The sequence below is a fragment of the Burkholderia latens genome (assembly GCF_902499045.1).
GTDB lineage: Bacteria > Pseudomonadota > Gammaproteobacteria > Burkholderiales > Burkholderiaceae > Burkholderia > Burkholderia latens.
Genome location: NZ_CABVPL010000027.1, coordinates 66,103 through 85,154, shown reverse-complemented (window position 1 = coordinate 85,154; position 19,052 = coordinate 66,103). Strand labels below are relative to the sequence as shown.

Annotated in this window: 13 protein-coding genes; 2 read left to right on the top strand and 11 right to left on the bottom strand. The window is 68.9% G+C overall.

The genetic code is table 11. The features are described 5' to 3' along the window. A partial coding sequence (locus BSE24067_RS19035) for a family 20 glycosylhydrolase (protein WP_174904828.1) occupies window positions 1–1,742 on the top strand: 1,742 nt, incomplete at its 5' end. 193 nt (window positions 1,743–1,935) lie between these two features. Here the strand turns inward: BSE24067_RS19035 and nagE are convergent. The 8 genes from nagE to imuA all read right to left on the bottom strand — a co-directional run bounded on the left by nagE (window position 1,936) and on the right by imuA (window position 15,029). Beyond that, window positions 1,936–3,714: an N-acetylglucosamine-specific PTS transporter subunit IIBC gene (gene nagE, locus BSE24067_RS19030; protein ID WP_151068286.1), complete on the bottom strand. Its 1,779-nt coding sequence runs from the start codon at window positions 3,712–3,714 to the stop codon at window positions 1,936–1,938. 86 nt (window positions 3,715–3,800) lie between these two features. Then, complete coding sequence (gene ptsP / locus BSE24067_RS19025; RefSeq protein ID WP_151068285.1) at window positions 3,801–6,383, bottom strand: phosphoenolpyruvate--protein phosphotransferase; 2,583 nt, start codon at window positions 6,381–6,383, stop codon at window positions 3,801–3,803. 15 nt (window positions 6,384–6,398) lie between these two features. Then, entirely contained in the window at window positions 6,399–7,415 is a 1,017-nt protein-coding gene (locus BSE24067_RS19020) for an SIS domain-containing protein (RefSeq protein ID WP_151068288.1), read from the bottom strand. Further along, the gene (gene nagA, locus BSE24067_RS19015) at window positions 7,408–8,511 is read right to left on the bottom strand and encodes an N-acetylglucosamine-6-phosphate deacetylase (protein ID WP_151068284.1); all 1,104 of its coding nucleotides are present in this window, start codon (window positions 8,509–8,511) and stop codon (window positions 7,408–7,410) included. The genes BSE24067_RS19020 and nagA overlap by 8 nt, the downstream gene beginning before the upstream one ends. 122 nt (window positions 8,512–8,633) lie before the next feature. Further along, entirely contained in the window at window positions 8,634–9,368 is a 735-nt protein-coding gene (locus BSE24067_RS19010; RefSeq protein ID WP_151068283.1) for a GntR family transcriptional regulator, read from the bottom strand. Between the two features lie 311 nt (window positions 9,369–9,679). Then, window positions 9,680–12,895 carry an error-prone DNA polymerase gene (locus tag BSE24067_RS19005; protein ID WP_151068282.1) on the bottom strand — a complete coding sequence of 1,072 codons (3,216 nt, stop codon included), beginning with the start codon at window positions 12,893–12,895 and terminating at the stop codon, window positions 9,680–9,682. A gap of 6 nt (window positions 12,896–12,901) precedes the next feature. Next, window positions 12,902–14,389, bottom strand: a complete 1,488-nt coding sequence (locus BSE24067_RS19000) for a Y-family DNA polymerase (protein WP_174904827.1) — start codon at window positions 14,387–14,389, stop codon at window positions 12,902–12,904. Then, the gene (gene imuA / locus BSE24067_RS18995) at window positions 14,322–15,029 is read right to left on the bottom strand and encodes a translesion DNA synthesis-associated protein ImuA (RefSeq protein ID WP_174904826.1); all 708 of its coding nucleotides are present in this window, start codon (window positions 15,027–15,029) and stop codon (window positions 14,322–14,324) included. The genes BSE24067_RS19000 and imuA overlap by 68 nt, the downstream gene beginning before the upstream one ends. A gap of 231 nt (window positions 15,030–15,260) precedes the next feature. Between imuA and BSE24067_RS18990 the strand changes: the two genes are divergently transcribed. Next, window positions 15,261–15,569 (top strand): VF_A0006 family four-cysteine protein, encoded by a 309-nt coding sequence (locus BSE24067_RS18990; protein ID WP_151067849.1) that lies wholly within the window; start codon window positions 15,261–15,263, stop codon window positions 15,567–15,569. A gap of 127 nt (window positions 15,570–15,696) precedes the next feature. On the opposite strand, the gene BSE24067_RS18985 is transcribed toward BSE24067_RS18990, so the two are convergent. The 3 genes from BSE24067_RS18985 to BSE24067_RS18975 all read right to left on the bottom strand — a co-directional run bounded on the left by BSE24067_RS18985 (window position 15,697) and on the right by BSE24067_RS18975 (window position 18,979). Further along, entirely contained in the window at window positions 15,697–16,029 is a 333-nt protein-coding gene (locus BSE24067_RS18985; protein ID WP_151067848.1) for a DUF1493 family protein, read from the bottom strand. 380 nt (window positions 16,030–16,409) lie between these two features. Then, on the bottom strand, window positions 16,410–17,225 hold the full coding sequence (locus BSE24067_RS18980) for a MetQ/NlpA family ABC transporter substrate-binding protein (protein WP_151067846.1): 816 nt from the start codon (window positions 17,223–17,225) through the stop codon (window positions 16,410–16,412). 185 nt (window positions 17,226–17,410) lie between these two features. Next, window positions 17,411–18,979, bottom strand: coding sequence for a methyl-accepting chemotaxis protein (locus tag BSE24067_RS18975; RefSeq protein ID WP_151067844.1), 1,569 nt, complete (start codon window positions 18,977–18,979; stop codon window positions 17,411–17,413). Window positions 18,980–19,052 lie beyond the last annotated feature (73 nt).

The window sequence follows — 19,052 nt, the reverse complement described above, 5'->3', positions numbered from 1 at the left end:
CGCAGGTCGCGGCGCTGCGCGAGCGCGCGGCGACGCTCGGGCTCGACGGCGCCCGCGTACCGGTGCGCGGCGTGGTCGCGCCGCGCCGGCTGCCGGCCGACATCGCGAAGCCCGGCGGCTACCGGCTCGCGATCGGGCCGCGCGGCGTGCTGATCGAAGGCTACGATCGCGCGGGCCTCTACTACGGCGTGCAGACGCTCTACTCGCTCGCGCCGGCCGGCGGCGGCACGATCCCGGCGCTGCTCGTCGAGGACGCGCCGCGCTTCGTGCATCGCGGCATGCACGTCGATCTCGCGCGCAACTTCAAGCACCCGGCGACGCTGCGCCGCCTGATCGACCAGATGAGCGCGTACAAGCTCAACCGCCTGCACCTGCACCTGTCCGACGACGAAGGCTGGCGCATCGAGATCCCGGGCCTGCCCGAGCTGACCGACATCGGCGCGCGCCGCTGCCACGATCCGAGCGAAACGCGCTGCCTCTTGCCGCAGCTGGGCTCCGGGCCCGACAACCGCTCGGGCGGCGGCTATCTGACGCGCGCCGACTACGTCGCGCTGGTGCGCTACGCGGCCGACCGCTTCGTCGACGTGATTCCCGAAATCGACATGCCCGCGCACGCGCGCGCGGCGGTCGTGTCGATGGAAGCGCGCTACCGGCGGCTGCATGCGGCCGGCCGCGACCAGGAGGCGAACGCGTACCGGCTGCTCGATCCGCAGGACACGTCGAACCTGACGACCGTGCAGTTCTACGACCGGCGCAGCGACCTGAACCCGTGCGTGCCGGGCGCGCTGAATTTCGCGTCGAAGGTGATCCGCGAGATCGCGGCGATGCATGCCGACGCACAAGTGCCGCTGCGCATCTGGCACTACGGCGGCGACGAAGCGAAGAACATCCTGCTCGGCGGCGGCTTCCAGCCGCTGAACGGCACCGACCCGAACAAGGGGCGCATCGACCTCGCCGCGCAGGACAAGCCGTGGGCGCGCTCGCCTGCGTGCACGGCGCTGCTCCAGCGCGGCGAGATCAAGTCGATCGACGAGCTGCCGACGCGCTTCGCGAAGCAGGTGAGCGCGGCGGTTGACGCGAACGGGATCGGCACGATGGCCGCGTGGCAGGACGGCATCAAGCACGCGAACGGGCCGCAGGACTTCAGCACGCGGCAGGTGATGGTGTCGCTGTGGGACACGATCTTCTGGGGCGCGTCGGACAGCGCGCGCGACCTGAGCAACAAGGGCTACCTGACGGTGCTCGCGCTGCCCGACTACCTGTACTTCGACTTCCCGTACACGCTCAACCCGCGCGAGCGCGGCTATTACTGGGGCTCGCAGGCCACCGACGAGTACAAGGTGTTCTCGCTCGCGCCGGAGAACCTGCCGCAGAACGCAGAGGTGATCGGCGATCGCGACGGCAACGCGTTCGAGGTGACGGGCACGGGCGCCGCGCCGCGGATCGAAGGGATCCAGGGCCAGGCCTGGGGCGAGGTGATGCGCAACGACACGTTCCTCGAGTACATGGTCTATCCGCGCCTGCTCGCGCTCGCCGAGCGCGCGTGGCACCGGGCCGACTGGGAGCTGCCGTACGCGGCCGGCGTGCGCTACAAGCGCGGCGACACGCATCGGGTCGATACGGCCGCGCTGCAGCGCGACTGGGCCGGCTTCGCTACGCTCGTCACGCAACGCGAATTGCCGAAGCTCGACCGCGCCGGCATCGGCTACCGGAAGCCGACCTTCACGCTGACGAACCGGTGATCGATCGGAAGACGAAACGGTTGAACCGTTGAACCGCCGTTCGGCTGAACGGCGCGAGCGGTGCGCGATGCAGCCGAACGCATCGCGCGCCGCGCCAAAGAAAAACGGCTTGCGACGCATACGTCGCAAGCCGTTTTCGTTTTACCGGCCGGCGGCCCGAACTCGCTACGCGGATCGGGCCTGCTTCATCGCATCACGCCGGCTGCGCGGCCGCGCCGCCGCCCGCCGACGGCAGGCGCGCGCCGAGCTGTTCCGCATAGCGTACGGCCGCGTTGCCGCAGACGATGTGGAACGTGTCGGCCGACACCCACGCGACGTCGAGCGCGCCGAGACGCTCGCGATCGACCGCGTCCGCATCGCGCACGACGACGCGCAGCCGCGTGGTCGCGATCGCGTCGAGCGACACGACGTTGGTCGCGCCGCCGAACACCGCGAGCCAGCGCAGCGGATCCGGGTCGAGCGGGCCGGCCGCCGCGCCCGTGACCGGCTGCGCAGCGGCAGCCGTGGCCGTGGCAGCGGCGCCGGTCGCGCCTGCGCCGATTGCCGAACGGATCTCGTCGGCGATGATGTCGGCCTCCGGCCCGATGATCACCTGCACACTGTTGCCGCCGCGCTTGAGCACGCCGCGCGCGCCGATCGACTTCAGCTCCGGCTCCGACACTTTCTCCGGATCGACGACGCTCAGGCGCAGGCGCGTCGTGCATGCGTCGACGACGGTCAGGTTGCCCGCACCGCCGAGCGCGGCGATGTAGCGCTGCGCGCGCGGCGCGGCTGCAGCGGCACCGGCTGCAGCGGCATCGGCCGCCGGCGCGACGAAGCCGCCCGATGCATACGATTGCGCAGCGGCATCGGTCGATGCCGGCTCGCGGCCCGGCGTCGCCATGTTGAACTTGCGGATGAAGAAGCGGAACAGCCCGTAGTACGCGACGCCGTACGCGATGCCGAGCGGAATCGCGATCCAGCCCTTCGTCGACAGCCCGTAGTTCAGCACGTAGTCGATCGCGCCGGCCGAGAACGTGAAGCCGAGCTTCACGCCGAGAATCTGGCAGATCGCGAGCGACAGCCCGGTGAGCACCGCGTGGATCACGTACAGCACCGGCGCAAGGAACATGAAGCTGAATTCGATCGGCTCGGTCACGCCGGTCAGGAACGACGTGAGCGCCATCGAGAACAGCAGGCCGCCGACCATCGCGCGGCGCTCCTTCGGCGCTTCGTGCAGCATCGCGAGACACGCGGCCGGCAGGCCGAACATCATGATCGGGAAGAAGCCCGCCATGAAGGTGCCCGCCGTCGGATCGCCCGCGAAGAAGCGATGCAGGTCGCCGTGCACGATCTCGCCGCCGGCCGGCGGCGTGAAGTTGCCGAACACGAACCACGCGAGCGAGTTGATGATGTGGTGAAGGCCCGTGACGAGCAGCAGCCGGTTCAGGAAGCCGAACACGAACGCGCCGATCGCGCCGGCCGTCGTCAGCCACTGGCCGGCCGCGTCGATCGCATGCTGGATCGGCTGCCACACATACCCGAACGCGATCCCGAGTATCACGCACACGAGCCCCGTGATGATCGGCACGAACCGCTTGCCGCCGAAGAACGCGAGGTAGTCGGGCAGCTTGATGTCCTTGTAGCGGTTGTACAGCAAGCCTGCGACCACGCCCGCGATGATCCCGGACAGCACGCCCATGTTCAGCTTCGGATCGATGTCCTTCATGATCGCGGTTTCGATCAGATAGCCGATCGCGCCCGCGAGCGCCGCCACGCCGTTGTTGTCCTTTGCGAAGCCGACCGCCACGCCGATCGCGAACAAGAGCGGCAGGTTGTCGAAGATCGCGCCGCCGGCATCGGCGATCATCTTGATGTTGAACACGTCCGGCTGTCCGAGCCGCAGCAGGATGCCGGCGACCGGCAGCACCGCGATCGGCAGCATCAGCGCGCGGCCCAGGCCCTGTATCTTCAGAAACGGATTCCCGTCCATTCAGTCCTCCAATCCATATCTCGTCGTTAAGCGTCGTTGAGTGATTGCTTTCGTAGTGAAACGGGTCGCGCGCCTGCCGCCGACGTTCAGTCGAGCGGCCAGACCTCGCGGCTTGCTGCCCTTACCGCCTGTGCCGAGTCGAGTGCGAGCAGATCCTGCGCACGCTGGCGGCACAGCTGGTAATCGAGACGGCGCACACGCGCCTTGATGCCCGGCACCGACACCGGATCGACCGACAGTTCGGTCACGCCGAGGCCGACGAGGATCGGCACCGCGAGCGGATCGCCGCCGAGCGCGCCGCACACGCCGACCCACTTGCCGTGCTTCGCCGCGCCGCGCACCGCGATGTCGATCAGCCGCAGCACGGCCGGATGCAGGCCGTCGGACTGCGCGGCGAGATCGGCCTGGCAGCGGTCCATCGCGAGCGTGTACTGCGTGAGGTCGTTGGTGCCGATCGACAGGAAATCCGCGTGCTGCGCGAGCTGGTCGGCAAGCAGCGCGGCCGACGGCACCTCGATCATCACGCCGACCTCGATCGGCTCGGTGCGGCCCTGCGCACGCGCGAACTCGTCGATGCGCTTGCGCAGCCGCACGAGCTCGCCCGCGTCCGTCACCATCGGCAGCAGGATGCGCACCGCGCCGAACGGCTTCACCGCGAGCAGGCCCTGCAGCTGATCGTCGAGCAGATCGGGGCGCACCTGCGCGAGACGGATGCCGCGCAGGCCGAGCGCCGGGTTCGGCTCGGGCGGCAGCGTCAGGTAGTCGACTTCCTTGTCGGCGCCGACGTCGAGCGTGCGGATGATCGCGGTGCGGCCCTGCAGCGCGTCGACGATCGACTGGTAGCTTTGCTGGTGTTCGATGACGGTCGGCGCGGCCTGGCGATGGATGAACATCAGCTCGGTGCGCAACAGGCCGACCGCATCCGCGCCGTTGTCGACCGCGGTGTTCGCGTCGTCGAGCGTCGCGATGTTCGCGGCGACCTCGATCGCGCGGCCGTCGACGGTCGCGGCCGCCGCGCCGGCCATCTGCCGGTTCGCCTCGCGCACGCCGTCGAGGCGCTGGCGCTCGTGGCGCGCCCGTTCGACGTCGAGCGCGGTCGGCGCGTGTTCGAGACGGCCCGCGCTCGCGTCGACGACGACCTGCGTGCCGTCCGGAATCGCATACAGCGCGTCGCCGACCGCGACGAGCGCCGGAATGCCGAGCTGGCGCGCGATGATCGCCGCATGCGACGTCGCGCCGCCGCGCGCCATCACGAGCGCGGTCACGCGCTGGCGATCGAGCGACGACAGGTCCGACGGCGTGAATTCCTCCGCGGCGAGCACGGCCTCGTCGGGCAGCGCGCGCGCGGCGCCGCTCGTGTCGCCGAGCGCGCGCAGCACGCGCTTCTCGATGTCGCGCAGGTCGGCCGCGCGCTCGGCGAGCAGCGCGTCGTCGAGCTTCGACAGCGTGTCGATCTGCGCGCGGATCGTCGCGCGCCATGCGAAGCCCGCGCTCTTGCCGAGGCTGATCTGGTCGCGCGCCGCGTCGACGAGCGTCGGATCTTCCAGCAGCACGCGATGCACCGCGAAGATCCCCGCCTCGCCGACCGCGCCGCGCGCCGACGCGTTGCGCACCGTTTCGCCGAGCTCGGCATCGACCGCCTTCAGCGCATGGTCGAGCCGGCGGCTTTCCGACGCGGGCGTGCCGGTTGCCTGTTCGGACGGCACGATGTCCGCATCGTCCAGACGCACGAGCGTGCCGACCGCGATGCCCGGCGCCGCGCACACGCCCGCGAGCGTGTTCGGGTCGAGCGGCGCGCCGGTGTGGTGCACGGCCGTCTGCGGCGCGGGAGAGCGCAGCCGCGCCGGCTTCTCCTCGACTTCGCCGTGCGCTTCGCGCAGCAGCTCGCGTTCGACCGCTTCAACCGCTTGCTGCGCGTGCGCGCCGCGGCCGATCAGCTCGATCGCCGCGCCTTCGCCGGCGCCGAGGCCGAGCAGGCCCACGACGCTCGCGATCGACGCCTTGCGGCCGTCGAACTGCACGTCGACCGTCGCGTCGAAACCGCGCACCGATTCGCGTGCGCGCGCGGCCGGCCGCGCATGCAGGCCGCCGGGCTGCGTCAGCACGATTTCGCGGCGCACTTCGTTCATCGCGGCGGCGCCGGCCTGCGCCGCGTGCGTCGCGGCTTCGCCCTTGCCGCGCAGCGTCAGCAGCGGCGTCTCGCCGGCCTTCGCGAAGCCGCTCGCGCGCTCGACGACGTCGAACGCATCGGCGTTCGCGATCGCGATCACCGACACCAGCGAATGCGCGCTGCGCGCGACCGCATCCTGGTCGAACTCGATCAGCAGGTCGCCCGCTTCGACGCGCGCGCCGGCTTCGACGCGCGCGGTGAAGCCCTGCCCGTTCAGCTCGACGGTATCGATGCCGATGTGCAGCAGCACTTCCGCGCCCTGCGGCGTCGTGATCGTCACCGCATGGCCGGTGCGCGCGAGATGCGACACGATGCCGGCGCACGGCGCGACGAGCCTGCCCGCGAGCGGGTCGATGCCGATGCCGTCGCCGAACATCCCGCCGGAGAACACCGGATCGGGCACGTCGGCCAGCGCGACGATCGGCCCCGTCAACGGGCTGAGCAGGACGATCGGATCATGGGCGGAACTCTTCAACTGGGACTCCTCGGCGCGTCTCATCGGCTGTCTCGGCTATCAGTGCGTTTCGGTGACTTTGTTCAGGTGGCGCGGCGTGTCGGGATTGCGGCCGCGCGCGACGGCGAGATCCGCCGCCATCACGTAGAACGAAAGAATGGCGGCGATCGGGTCGAGCGCCGAATGGGCGGATTGCGCGAGCGGCAGCACGGTGCCCGACACGCCGGGCGTGCCGGCGGGCGCCGCGAGCAGCACGGCGGCGCCGCGTGCGCGCATGTCGTGCGCGAGCTGCAGCAGCCCGGCCTGTTCCGGCCCCGGAGGCGCGAACACGAGCAGCGGATAGTCGCGGTCGATCAGCTCCATCGGGCCGTGACGGACTTCGGCGCTCGAGAACGCCTCGGCCTGGATGCCGGACGTTTCCTTCAGCTTCAGCGCGGCTTCCTGCGCGATCGCGAGACCCAGTCCGCGGCCGATCACGATCATCCGCTCGATACCCGCGAGCGCGTCGACGGCCGGCGTCCAGTCGAGCCGGCCCGCCTGCGCGAGCACGTCGGGCAAGCCGCGCAATGCGGTCACGAGCGCGGCGTCGCGCTGCCAGTACGCGACGATCTGCGCGGACAGCGACAGCATCGCGATATAGCTCTTGGTCGCGGCGACCGACAGCTCGGGGCCGGCCATGAGCGGCAACTGGTGCTCGCATGCATCGGCGAGCGGCGACGGCAGCACGTTCACGGCGGCGACGGTGCGCGCGCCGGCTTCGCGCAGCGCAGCCATCGTGTTGACGAGATCGGGGCTCTTGCCCGACTGGGAGAACGCGAGCGCGAGCTGGTCCTGCACCTTCAGCCGCGCCTGCTGCAGCGTCGCGACCGACATCGGCAGCGACGCGACGGGCACGCCGAGGCGGCTCATCGTCAGGCTCGCGAAATAGCTGGCGGCGTGATCCGAGCTGCCGCGCGCGACCGTCAGCGCGACGGCCGGCGGGTGATCGAGCAGTTGGCCGGCGAGTGCTTCGACGCGCGCGGTGTCGGCGAGTTGCGCGGCGACGACCTGGGCGGACTCGCGCGCTTCCTTAAGCATATTCGACAATCGATTCTCCTTCGACGTAGGTCGCGGTGAGGTTCAGGTCTCGATCGAACACCGCGAGGTCAGCCCACGCGCCGCGCTCGAGGCGGCCGCGATCGGCGATGCCGAGGTAGTCGGCCGCATAGCGCGACATCCGGTTCGACACGTCGGCGAGCGGCAGGCCGAGCGACACGAGATTGCGCAGCGCCTGATCCATCGTCAGCGTGCTGCCGGCGAGCGTGCCGTCGGCGAGCCTCACGCCGCCGAGGCACTTCGTCACGTGCTGGCTGCCGAGCCGGTATTCGCCGTCGGGCATGCCGGTGGCCGACGTGCTGTCGGTCACGACATACAGGCGCGGGATCGCGCGCAGTGCCGCGCGGATCGCGCCGGGGTGCACGTGCAGCAGGTCGGGAATGATTTCCGCGTACTCGGCATGCGCGAGCGCCGCGCCGACGAGGCCCGGATTGCGGTGATGCAGCGGCGACATCGCGTTGAACAGGTGCGTGAACCCGCATGCACCGTGCTTGAGCGCGGCGACGGCGTCGTCGTAGGTCGCGAGCGAATGGCCGAGCTGCACGCGCACGCCGCGCGCGGCCATCTCGCCGATGATCTCGATGTGGCCGGCGATTTCCGGCGCGAGCGTGACGACGCGGATCGGCGCGATCGACAGGTACTTCAGCACTTCGTCGAGCACGGCCGACACCGCCGCGTCCGGCTGCGCACCGAGCTTGCCGGGGTTGATGTACGGGCCTTCGAGGTGCACGCCGAGCACGCGCGCGCCGCCTGGCGTACGCGTGCGGGCGGCGGTGCCGAGATTCGCGACGACCTCCATCAGTTCGTCGCGCGGCGCGGTCATCGTCGTCGCGAGCAGGCTCGTCGTGCCGAATTGCGCGTGGGTGCGCGCGATCGTGTCGATCGCGTCGCCGCCCTCCATCACGTCGGCGCCGCCGCCGCCGTGCACGTGCAGGTCGATGAAGCCGGGCAGGATGTACGGCGAGTCGTTCTTCGCCGGGTCGGCAGGCGTGCCGTCGAGCACGGCGATGCGGCCGTTCTCGCTGTCGATCGAACCGTGAATCCAGCCTTCGGGGGTCAGGATGTTGCCAGTCAGCATGACGTTTCTCTTGGTGATCTGGTGACGCGGACATCCGCGTCGCGATTTGCAAATTCGTTGCGATTCATTGCGCGCGATTGCGTTCCATTGCGATTGCACTGGAGTGCGCGCCGTGCCGCGCGTCAGCGTTTCAGTTCGGCGACGAAGTCGTAGTAGTCGTCGCGGCAATACGTTTCGGTCACTTCGATCGCGCGCTGGTCGGTGCCGTAGCCGATGCGCGTGATCACGAGCAGCGCGGAGCCGGGCTTCACCGCCATCCATTTCGCGATCTCGTGCGTCGCGTTCGCCGCGCGAAAGTGCTGCAGCGCGCGCACGACGGTCATCCCGCGCGCGTCGAGGTATTCGTACAGCGACGCGCCGAGCGCCTGCGGGTCCGGCACCACGGCGGCCGGCAGCGTCGAATGCTCGACGGCCATCACGATGCCGTCCGCGCGTCGCAGCCGTTCGAGCCGCGCGACCGTCGCGCCCGGCGCGAGGCCGAGCCGCGTGAGTTCGTCGCGGCTCGCGGCGCGCAGCGTGCGCGACAGCCACACCGAATCGGGCACGAAGCCGCGCTGCCGCATCTTCGCGGTGAAGCCGACGAGCCGCGACAGCGGATCGGCGACGCGCGGCGTGATGAAGCTGCCCGCGCCGCGCGCCCGCTTGATCAGCCCCTGCTCGACCAGCAGCGCGAGCGCGCGCCGCGCCGTGATCCGCGACACGCCGACCGACACCGACAGCAGCCGCTCCGACGGCAGCGCCTCGCCGGCCCGCCACGCGCCGGCGTGAATCGCGCTCGCCAGATTGCGGGCGAGCTGCAGATACAGCGGCGTGTCGTCGAGGGGATCGGGCGCCAGTTCGGACCAGCCGGTTTCCATGTGCCTCCGCGTGTCGGACGACGATCCAGGACCGTCGAAAGTGAACGCATTATATAACCACCATAATACCAGTCAACGAACTGGTATTAGCGCGTTCGAAATCGCCGGAAGCCTTGTCAGGCAAGCGTTTTAGTAGCCGGAAAGCCTTTGTTTACAATGCGATGCGGGATAGGGATTTACCCGGATTGGTATGCAAGGGGACAGTCCGGGCGGCAGATCCGGCTGCTCGAATGGGGCGGAATCGATACCGGCATAGAACCAGTTCGCGCAACTGGTATGCATCGGACGACGCATACCGACGACGCGCCGCGTCAGTGGAATTCACGGCTTGACGTGCGCAGGCCGCCGAGCAGCGGCGTCAGGTCCTCGAAATGCTGCGCGACGAGGTGCCTCACGTCGCTGACGACCTGCCACACGCCCGATGCGGCGAGCAGCCGCGAATCGAGCGTTTCGCGGCGCTGCCGCGCGAGCAGCTCGGGCCGCACGATCACGTTCACGCAGCCCGTTTCGTCCTCGAGCGTCATGAACATCACGCCCTTCGCGGTGCCCGGCATCTGCCGTGCGATCACGAGCCCGCACGCGCGCGCGAGCCGGCCGTCGGGGCGATCGTGCAGTTCGGCCGCGGACGACAGCCGCTGCGCGCGCAACGCGGGCCGCAGCAGCGCGACCGGATGGCGGTTCAGCGTGAGGCCTGTGGCGTGATAGTCGGCGAGGATGTCGTCGGCTTCGGACGGCGCGTCGAGCGCGGGGGGCTCCGCCTCGTCGATCGGCGCGGCGGCGAGCAGGTCGCGCTCGGGCGCCGCGGCGACGGCCTGCCACAATGCGTCGCGGCGATGGCCGGCGAGCGTTGCGAGCGCGTTCGCGGCGGCGAGTGCTTCGAGATCGCGCCGTTCGAGTTGCGCGCGGCGCGCGAGCGCGTCGACGTTCTCGAACGGGCCATCTGCGCGTGCGGCCTCGATGCGCCGCGCGGCGGCCTCGCCGAGCCCGCGCACGAGCGACAGGCCGAGCCGCACCGCGGGCTGGCCGTGCGGCGGCGGCTGGCCGGGCAGCGCTTCGAGCGACGCCTCCCAGCCGCTGCGCGTAACGTCGGCCGGAAACACCTTCACGCCGTGGCGTTTCGCGTCCTGCACGAGTTGCGCGGGCGCGTAGAACCCCATCGGCTGGCTGTTCAGCAGCGCAGCGAGAAAGATCGCCGGTTCGTGGCATTTGAGCCAGCTGCTCGCGTACGCGAGCTTCGCGAAACTGGCCGCATGGCTTTCGGGGAAACCGTATTCGCCGAAGCCCTTGATCTGCTCGAAGATCTGCTCGGCGAACTCGCGCGTGTAGTTGCGCTCAAGCATCCCGCCGATGATCTTGTCGTGATACTTCTCGAGATTGCCCTTACGCTTCCACGCGGCCATCGCGCGGCGCAAGTCGTCCGCTTCGCCAGGTGTAAAACCCGCGGCGACGATCGCGATCTGCATCACCTGCTCCTGGAAGATCGGCACCCCCAGCGTCCGAACGAGCACTTCCTTGAGCGCGTCGCTCGGATACGTGACCTCGCCCTCCTCTTCGCCAGCCACGATCCTGCGCCGCTGCAAATACGGATGCACCGCGCCGCCCTGGATCGGCCCAGGCCGCACGATCGACACCTGGACCACGAGATCGTAATAGTGGCGCGGCTTCAGCCGCGGCAGCATCGACATCTGCGCGCGCGATTCGATCTGGAACACGCCGACCGTATCGGCGCGGCAAATCATGTCGTAAGTTGGTTCGTCATCCTGCGGAATGTGTTTCAGCGTGAACGGCTTGCCGTCCTTCTCCGGCCCGCGCCACGCGGTGCGCAGGTCGAACGCGCGATGCAGCGCCGACAGCATGCCGAGCGCGAGCACGTCGACCTTCATCAGCCCGAGCGCTTCGAGATCGTCCTTGTCCCACTGGATCACGCGCCGCCCGTCCATCGCCGCATTTTCGACCGGCACGAGCCGCGTCAGCTTGCCGCGGCTGATCACGAAGCCGCCCGAGTGCTGCGACAGGTGGCGCGGGAAGTTGAGCAGGCGCGCGGCGAGTTCGGCCCACGTGCGGATCAGCGGCGTTTTCGGGTCGAGCCCGGTCGACGAGAATTGCTGCAGCAGGTCGCGGCTGCCGTCGAACCAGCGATGCCCCTTCGCGACGCGATCGACCAGCATCGGATCGACGCCGAGCGCCTTGCCGGTTTCGCGCAGCACGCCGCGCGGACGATACGTCGACACGGCGGCCGCGAGCGCCGCGCGATGCTTGCCGTATTTTTCGTAGATGTGCTGGATCACTTCTTCGCGGCGCTGGTGCTCGAAGTCGACGTCGATATCGGGCGGCTCGCCGCGCTCCTCGCTGATGAAGCGCTCGAACAGCATCGTGCTCTGCTCGGGATTCACCTCGGTGATGCCGAGGCAATAGCAGACCACCGAGTTCGCGGCCGAACCGCGGCCCTGGCACAGGATGTTCTGGCTGCGCGCGTATTTGACGATGTCGTAGACGGTCAGGAAGAAGGGTTCGTAGCTCAACTTCGCGATCAGGTCGAGTTCATGGCGGATCAGAGCTTTGACCTTCTCCGGAATGCCCTGCGGATACCGATCGGCCGCCCCTGCGAAGGTTTCCTGTTCCAGATAGCGCGTCGGCGTGAGCCCCTTCGGCACGATTTCGTCGGGATACTCGTAGCGCAGCTTGCCGAGATCGACGTCGCATGCATCGAGAATCGCGCAGGTTTCGCCAATCTCTTCCGGCGCAAACAACTTCGCTATCCGTCCACGCGTACGCAGATGCTGCTCCGCATTCGGCGCGAGCGCATAGCCACACTCGGCCACCGGCATCCCGACACGGATCGCCGTCATCACGTCCTGCAACGCCTTGCACGAACGCCGGTGCATCGTCACGTCGCCGAGCGCGACGATCCGCACGCCGCGCCGCTCACCGGCCTCGCGAATCTCGTCGCGCTGCGCACCATCCAGCGCGCGCTGCAACTGCACGAGCCCGAGCCGCGCGCGCGCGCCGAACGTCGCGCGAAACCACGCGACCTGCGCATCGAGCACGTCCGCCCGCACCGGGTATGTCGGCACGAGAATCGCGAAGCAGTCGGGCATGCCGCGCAAGTGTGCGAACTCCGCCGGCGGCGCCGACAGCATCCGCGGCGTCAGCTTGTAAGTGCCCTTCGGCGCGGCCATCCGCCGCCACGAAATCAACTCGGAAAGATTGCCGTACCCTTCGCGGTTCTGCGCGAGCAGCACGAGCCCGAACGCGCCGGGGCCCGGATCGTGGCCGGGCGCGACTTCATCCGGCGTGACGTCGAAATACGAACCGATGACGAGCGGCAGTCCTTTCGCCTTCGCGGCGACATGCATGCGCGGCGCGCCGGCAAGCGAGCATTCGTCGGTGATCGCGATCCCGCGATAGCCGAGTTCCACCGCCCGCTCGACCAGTTCTTCCGCATGCGACGCGCCATGCAGGAACGAAAAGTTCGAGCGGCAGAACAACTCCGCGTAATCGGGCAGCAAACTGAATTGCGCAATCATCTTCGTTCACCCGAACAGCCCGTGCAGGAACCAGTGCGGTTCGGCCTCGCTCCCCGCGCGCTCCCTGAACACCCAATAGCACGCGCCGGCTTCGTCCTGCGCGACGTGGTAATCGCGCGCAGCGAACTGACCGTCGAACCACCCGGCCTCGATCCGCTCCGGCGACGACATCATCCGGAGCGGCGTATGAAATACCGGCCGCTCGCCGCGCATCAGCAACGGCAGCGGCTCGGCCAGCAACCACGCGGGGCGCGGCGGCGCGGCCGGCAGCCCCCCGGCCGGCTTGCCCGCCTGCGCGTCGAGCGGCAGCCAGCGGTTCGCGGCCTCCGGGCGGTAATCGGCGACGGGCGCCGCGCGCAGCACGTTGTCCGCGCCGAGCCGCGCGACCAGCAGTTCGAGCAAGCGCGCGCGCGTCTCTTTCGTGCCGCCCGGCTCGGGGAAAAGATCGTCGGCCGGCGGCGCGACCGATTCGACGCGCGTGGCCTTCAGCCGCACCGCGATCACCGCGGCCGGCAACTCGACGCGCGCGAGCCGCTCGCCGAGCAGCCGCATGAAGTGCGCTTCGTCGCGCACCGGCGCCGCGAACGCAAGCTCGAGCGGCGTCGGCGGCACGGCCTGGCGGCCGCGCTCGTGCTCGAGATCGAACGTCATCGCGGCGAGCGACAGCTGCCGGGCGGCGAGCCACCCGCATAGCTGCACGACGAGCCGCCGCGCGGCGAACAGCACGGCTTCCGCGTATTCGACGCGCTCCGGCAACTCGAGCCGCACGTCGAACACGGGCGGCACCGCCATCCACGCGAGCGGCTCGATCGCATCGCCGTACGCGCGATCAAGTGCGGCGAGCAGCGCCGGACCGCAGCGCCGCTGCAGCCCCGCGCGCGGCAGGCCGCGCAGATCGGCGAGCGTGCGGCAGCCGAGGCCGTCGAACCAGCCTGCATACGGACGCGCGTCAGGCAGCAACACGCACGGCAACCGGTCGAGCGCGCGGACGAGCGAAGCCGGCGCGGCCACGCGGCGCCGGATGCGCGAGCGCGCCGACGTGCGCGCGAGCAGCCACGCGCCGCGGCCGGTCGGTGCGGCGGACAGGCGCGCCGCATAGCCGAGCGCGGCGAGCGTCGCCCGCACCTGGCGGCACAGCGCCGGCAGCCCGCCGAACAGGCGCAGGCTCGGGCCGACGTCGACGATCAGCGTCGCTTCGTCGTCGAGCGCGACGCACGGCGAGAAGCGCAACAACGCGAGCGCGACCGCGCGCAGCGCATCGGCCTCGCGGGCGGGATCGCGGTCGACGAGCCGCGTGTCCGGCGCGAGCGTCAGCACGCCGCCGCGCTTCATGCCCGCGCGCACGCCCTGGCGGCGCGCGGCCGCATCAGCGATCAGCACGACACCCTGCTCGAGCACCGCGCAGCCGGCCTCGCTGGCGGCGGCGTCAGACGGCGGCGGGGCGCACACGTCGAGCGGCAGGCGCGGCAGATGGATGCCGAGCAAGACGCGCATAGCGGCTCTCCACGATGGGCGACGGCAGATCGAGCGTGAGCGGCTCGCTGCACGCGGGCCCGCGACGCTTGACGATGTCGAGCGACACGCCGCCCGGCACCGGATGCAGCGCGACGCGCAGCACGGCCGGCGACGGCTGCCGCGCGACCGACAGCGGGCGCAGCATCACGAACAGCGTGTCGCCGGTGCGCGCGGCCGCGAGATGCAGGCGGCGCAGCGCATCGGGCCGCGCGTCCTGCCAGAGCAGCAACGCGCCGCAGCAGCCCGCCTTGAGCGCCTGCTCGGCGGCCCACAGCGCGTCGGTGCGGCTGCCCGCGCGCAGCCACAGCAGCGCGTCGGACGGCACGCCGAGGCTGGCGAGCGCTGCCGCATGCGGCACGTGCGGCGGCGCGACGAGCGCGAGCGGACGCCGCGCGCTGACGGTGCGCGCGAGCGCGGGCGCGAGCAGCCGCATCTCGCCGCAGCCCGGCTGAGCGGCCAGCAGTTCGACGAGGCCGCCGACCGGCCAGCCGCCACCCGGCAGTTCGGCCGACAGCGGCGCGAAGCCTGTATCGATCGTGCGCGGGCCGCCGCGCGCGAGCTGCGAGCCGCGCCACAGCGACGGATGAAGGGATTCGGGGGAAATGGAGGATGCGAGCATGACGCCACCCACAACTGTATGGATATACAGTATATGGCAATGCGCTCGCGTCGCACAGTGCTGGTACGAAACTGGCTTTCGTCAGAGGAAAGACGGCCGAAAAGCCCGCGTAACCGTCATGTTACGGCACGCCGTGGCGGGCGTGGCCGCATCGTGCCGGCCGAACGGCCCGCGCAATCCCGGCTTTACGTTATGCTGTCCGCCGACCCGATCCACACCACCGGAGGGGACGTGAAACGAACGATCCGTGCGATCGCATGCGCGGCCGTCGCGCTGGCGCTGCCGGGCGCGGCATTCGCGCTGACCGACGGCAGCGCGCAATACGACGACTGCATGCTGGGCGCGCTGCGCGAGAGCCGCAACGGCGCAGCCGCGCAACTGATCCAGCGCTCGTGCGACGCACTGTACCGCAACAACGCGATGCTGCTGCCGCGCGAGCGGCGCTTTCACGAGTGCGTCGTGCAGTCGCTGCCGGGCGTGCGCGACAACTACGCGATCCAGCAGATCATGGCGATCTGCTCGCGGCGCGGCGAGATGTGAGCACGTGCGGAACGCCGCGCGATCGCGCCGCCTTTACGCGCAACGACATGAAAAAGGGTTTGCGCGATCTCATGCAGCAACGCCGCACAGTGTGCTCCCTCCGGTCGCAGACAAGCTCGATGAGCGGTCAGTCGTAGAGCCAGCGACCCGCTTTCGCCGACGCGATAAGCATTCGAACATTCAGATCCGGAACACGATGGATCACTTTTTTCTTGAACGGATTGATCAAGTCAAAAAATGAATAATCGTCTTCCGGGTAATATTTTTTTATATCGAATCCGCTTATATCAACATCAAACCTCACCGAATACTCCCGCATCAGCTCCTCGACCTCAAAATCATCAAAATCCAGGTCGGCGTCCAGATCGGTAATTTCCGTTATCTCGTCAGCGATGAACGAGATAGAGAATCCAGATTTATTCCTTACAAACTCGATCACCCTTTTATCAAGATCTACCATAACCTATCCCTCCCTTGCCAATCCCTCGACCATCCCGTCCGCAACGACCATGGAATGCCGTTTGAAATTTTTGCTATTTGACTTGACAGGGGGAACTGGCGCGGCCGGCAGCGCGGTGCCAATGCCGGAAGAGACATACCGGATTTAGCCTCAAACCACGACACTGAACATCGATGTCAATGTGGCAGACCGTTAGAAAATCTCATTAACGGAAATACGCGAGTGCAGTTCCGGATCGTTATTGCTTGCCCCTCTCTCGCAAATCAAGCGCATGAACGCCGGTCCGGGCAACACCTGCGCGGCTGCAACAAAACACATCCGCCGCACACGAAAAAAAGGCCTGCACAGGTGCAGGCCTTCGTTCGGTTGCCCGATCGCGTTCAGAACGACGCGACCATCGAGCCCTTGAACTGCTTCTTGATGAATTCCTTCACTTCCGGCGACTGGTACGCCTTGACCAGCTTCTTCACCCACGGCTGATCCTTGTCCTTCGCGCGCACGGCGATCAGGTTCGCGTACGGGCTCGTCAACGACTCGAGCGCGATCGCGTCCTTGGTCGGCTGCAGGTTCGCGGCCAGCGCGTAGTTCGTGTTGATCACGGCGGCGTCGACGTCCGACAGCACGCGCGGCAGTTGCGCGGCGTCGAGCTCGGAGATCTTCAGCTTCTTCGGGTTCTCGGCGATGTCGAGCACCGTTGCGTTGTTGCCGCCCGTGCCCGCGCCCGCCTTCAGCTTGATCACGCCTTGCGTCTGCAGCAGCAGCAGCGCGCGGTTCTCGTTCGACGGATCGTTCGGCACCGCCAGCTTCGCACCTTGCGGCAGATCCTTCAGCGACTTGAACTTCTTCGAGTACACGCCGATCGGCGAGATATAGGTGAGCCCCGCGCTGACGATCTTGTAGCCGCGCTGCTTCACCTGGCTGTCGAGGTAGGGCTGGTGCTGGAAGCTGTTCGCGTCGAGGTCGCCCGCGTCCAGCGCTGCGTTCGGCTGCACGTAGTCGTTGAACTCGATCACCTTCACGTTCAGGCCTTCCTTCTCCTTCGCGACCTTCTGCACGACCTGCCACACTTCCGCATCCGGGCCGGCGACCGTGCCGACCTTGATCACCTTGTCGTCGGCGTGCGCGCCCGCCGACAGCGTCAGCGCGGCACCGGCGGCCAGTACGGAAAATACCTTCAGGAGACTGCGACGCTTCATCTGTTTCTCGCTTTCTTGCTAACTGAAAATAGGAGCGCGATACGGGTATGCCCGGACTCGCACGAAGGCGCAAATGGTGTCACAGGATCGAGCGGAAGTGAAATACATCCCGCTTATATGGGTATGCACCGCGACGGTGCTGATGCCGCCCGCGCGATCCGGCCGTCGGTTGCACTTGAACGAGTTCAACGCGCGTCGCCGGCCGCTTCGGCGACGCGGAACGCGCCGACCGCGTCGCGCAGCTTGCCGGCCTGCTCCTGCAGCGACGCGGCCGCCGCCGCGGCCTGCTCGACGAGCGCCGCGTTCTGCTGCGTGACCTGGTCCATCTGCGTGACCGCGCGCCCGACCTGCGTGATGCCGCTCGCCTGCTCCTCGGACGCGGCCGCGATCTCGCCCATGATGTCGGTCACGCGCGCGACCGCCTGCAGGATCTCGCCCATCGTCGTGCCGGCCTGGCCGACCAGCGTCGAGCCGTTGCGCACGCGCTCGACCGAATCCACGATCAGCGCGCGGATCTCCTTCGCGGCCGTCGCGCTGCGCTGTGCGAGCGAGCGCACCTCGCCCGCGACCACCGCGAAGCCGCGGCCCTGCTCGCCGGCGCGCGCGGCCTCGACCGCCGCGTTCAGTGCGAGGATGTTGGTCTGGAACGCGATGCCTTCGATCACGCCGATGATGTCGGCGATCTTGCGCGAGCTGTCGTCGATCTCGCCCATCGTGCCGATCACGCGGCTCACGACGTCGTTGCCCGCCCGCGCGATTTCCGACGCATTGTTCGCGAGCCCGCTCGCCTGCCGCGCGTTGTCGGCGTTCTGCTTCACCGTCGCGGTCAGCTGCTCCATGCTCGCGGCCGTTTCCTCGAGCGACGCAGCCTGCTCCTCGGTGCGCTGCGACAGATCGTCGTTGCCGGACGCGATCTCGCGGCTCGCCGCCGCGATCGACTCGGCCGACTGGCGGATCCCGCCGATCGTCGTCTGCAGGCGCGCCTGCATGTCGCGCATCGCCGCCATCATGCTCGTGCGGTCGCCCGCGCGCACCGGCACGGGCCGCGTCAGGTCGCCCTGCGCGATGCGCGCCGCGAGCGCGGCCGCTTCGTCCGGCTCGCCGCCGAGGCTGCCGCGCACGTTGCGGATGATCACGAGCATCGCCGCGCTGATCACGAAGCCGATCACGAGCACGACCGCGAGGTGGCCGAACAGCGTGCGGTAGTAGACGGTATCGATATCCTTCAGGAACACGCCGCTCGAGATGTTCCAGTCCCACGGCGCGAAACGCGTGACGTAGCTGATCTTCGGCACCGCGGTCTCGCTGTGCGGCAGGCGGCCGCGATACTCGGCGAAGCCGCTGCCGGTCGCCTTCGCGGCGTTCAGGATCGTGACGAACAACGGCTTGCCGTCCGGATCGAGATAGTCGCCGACCTGCGTGCCGACCAGCTTCGGCAGCGTCGGGTGCATCAGCACGACGGGCTTCGAGTCCATCACGAATACGTAGCCGGACTCGCCGTAGCGCATCGCGGCGAGGCTCGCGAGCGCGTCGCGCTTCGCGTCGGCCTCGGACAGCGTGCCGGCCTGCGCGAGCGCGTGATACGCGTTCACGATGCCGGCCGCCGAGTCGACGAGGTTGGCGATGCCGGCCTTGCGTTCGGCGAGCATCGTCGCGCGCGTCTCGTATGCGCTCCACGCGCCGACGCCCAGTAAGCCGATCCACACCAGCGCAAGCGCGAGCCATAGCTTGCGGTTCAAACTCATTCTGCTCATCTGCGTGCCTTGAAGTCGAAGTCGATGCCCGCATTGCGCACGCACGGCCGGTCGCGCGCAAACGGTTGCCCCC

Coding starts and splice junctions, on each gene's coding strand:
- nagE (WP_151068286.1), bottom strand. CDS start 3,714: ATGGACGGGAATCCGTTTCTGAAGATACAGGGCCTGGGCCGCGCGCTG.
- ptsP (WP_151068285.1), bottom strand. CDS start 6,383: ATGAGACGCGCCGAGGAGTCCCAGTTGAAGAGTTCCGCCCATGATCCG.
- BSE24067_RS19020 (WP_151068288.1), bottom strand. CDS start 7,415: ATGCTTAAGGAAGCGCGCGAGTCCGCCCAGGTCGTCGCCGCGCAACTC.
- nagA (WP_151068284.1), bottom strand. CDS start 8,511: ATGCTGACTGGCAACATCCTGACCCCCGAAGGCTGGATTCACGGTTCG.
- BSE24067_RS19010 (WP_151068283.1), bottom strand. CDS start 9,368: ATGGAAACCGGCTGGTCCGAACTGGCGCCCGATCCCCTCGACGACACG.
- BSE24067_RS19005 (WP_151068282.1), bottom strand. CDS start 12,895: ATGATTGCGCAATTCAGTTTGCTGCCCGATTACGCGGAGTTGTTCTGC.
- BSE24067_RS19000 (WP_174904827.1), bottom strand. CDS start 14,389: ATGCGCGTCTTGCTCGGCATCCATCTGCCGCGCCTGCCGCTCGACGTG.
- imuA (WP_174904826.1), bottom strand. CDS start 15,029: ATGCTCGCATCCTCCATTTCCCCCGAATCCCTTCATCCGTCGCTGTGG.
- BSE24067_RS18985 (WP_151067848.1), bottom strand. CDS start 16,029: ATGGTAGATCTTGATAAAAGGGTGATCGAGTTTGTAAGGAATAAATCT.
- BSE24067_RS18980 (WP_151067846.1), bottom strand. CDS start 17,225: ATGAAGCGTCGCAGTCTCCTGAAGGTATTTTCCGTACTGGCCGCCGGT.
- BSE24067_RS18975 (WP_151067844.1), bottom strand. CDS start 18,979: ATGAGCAGAATGAGTTTGAACCGCAAGCTATGGCTCGCGCTTGCGCTG.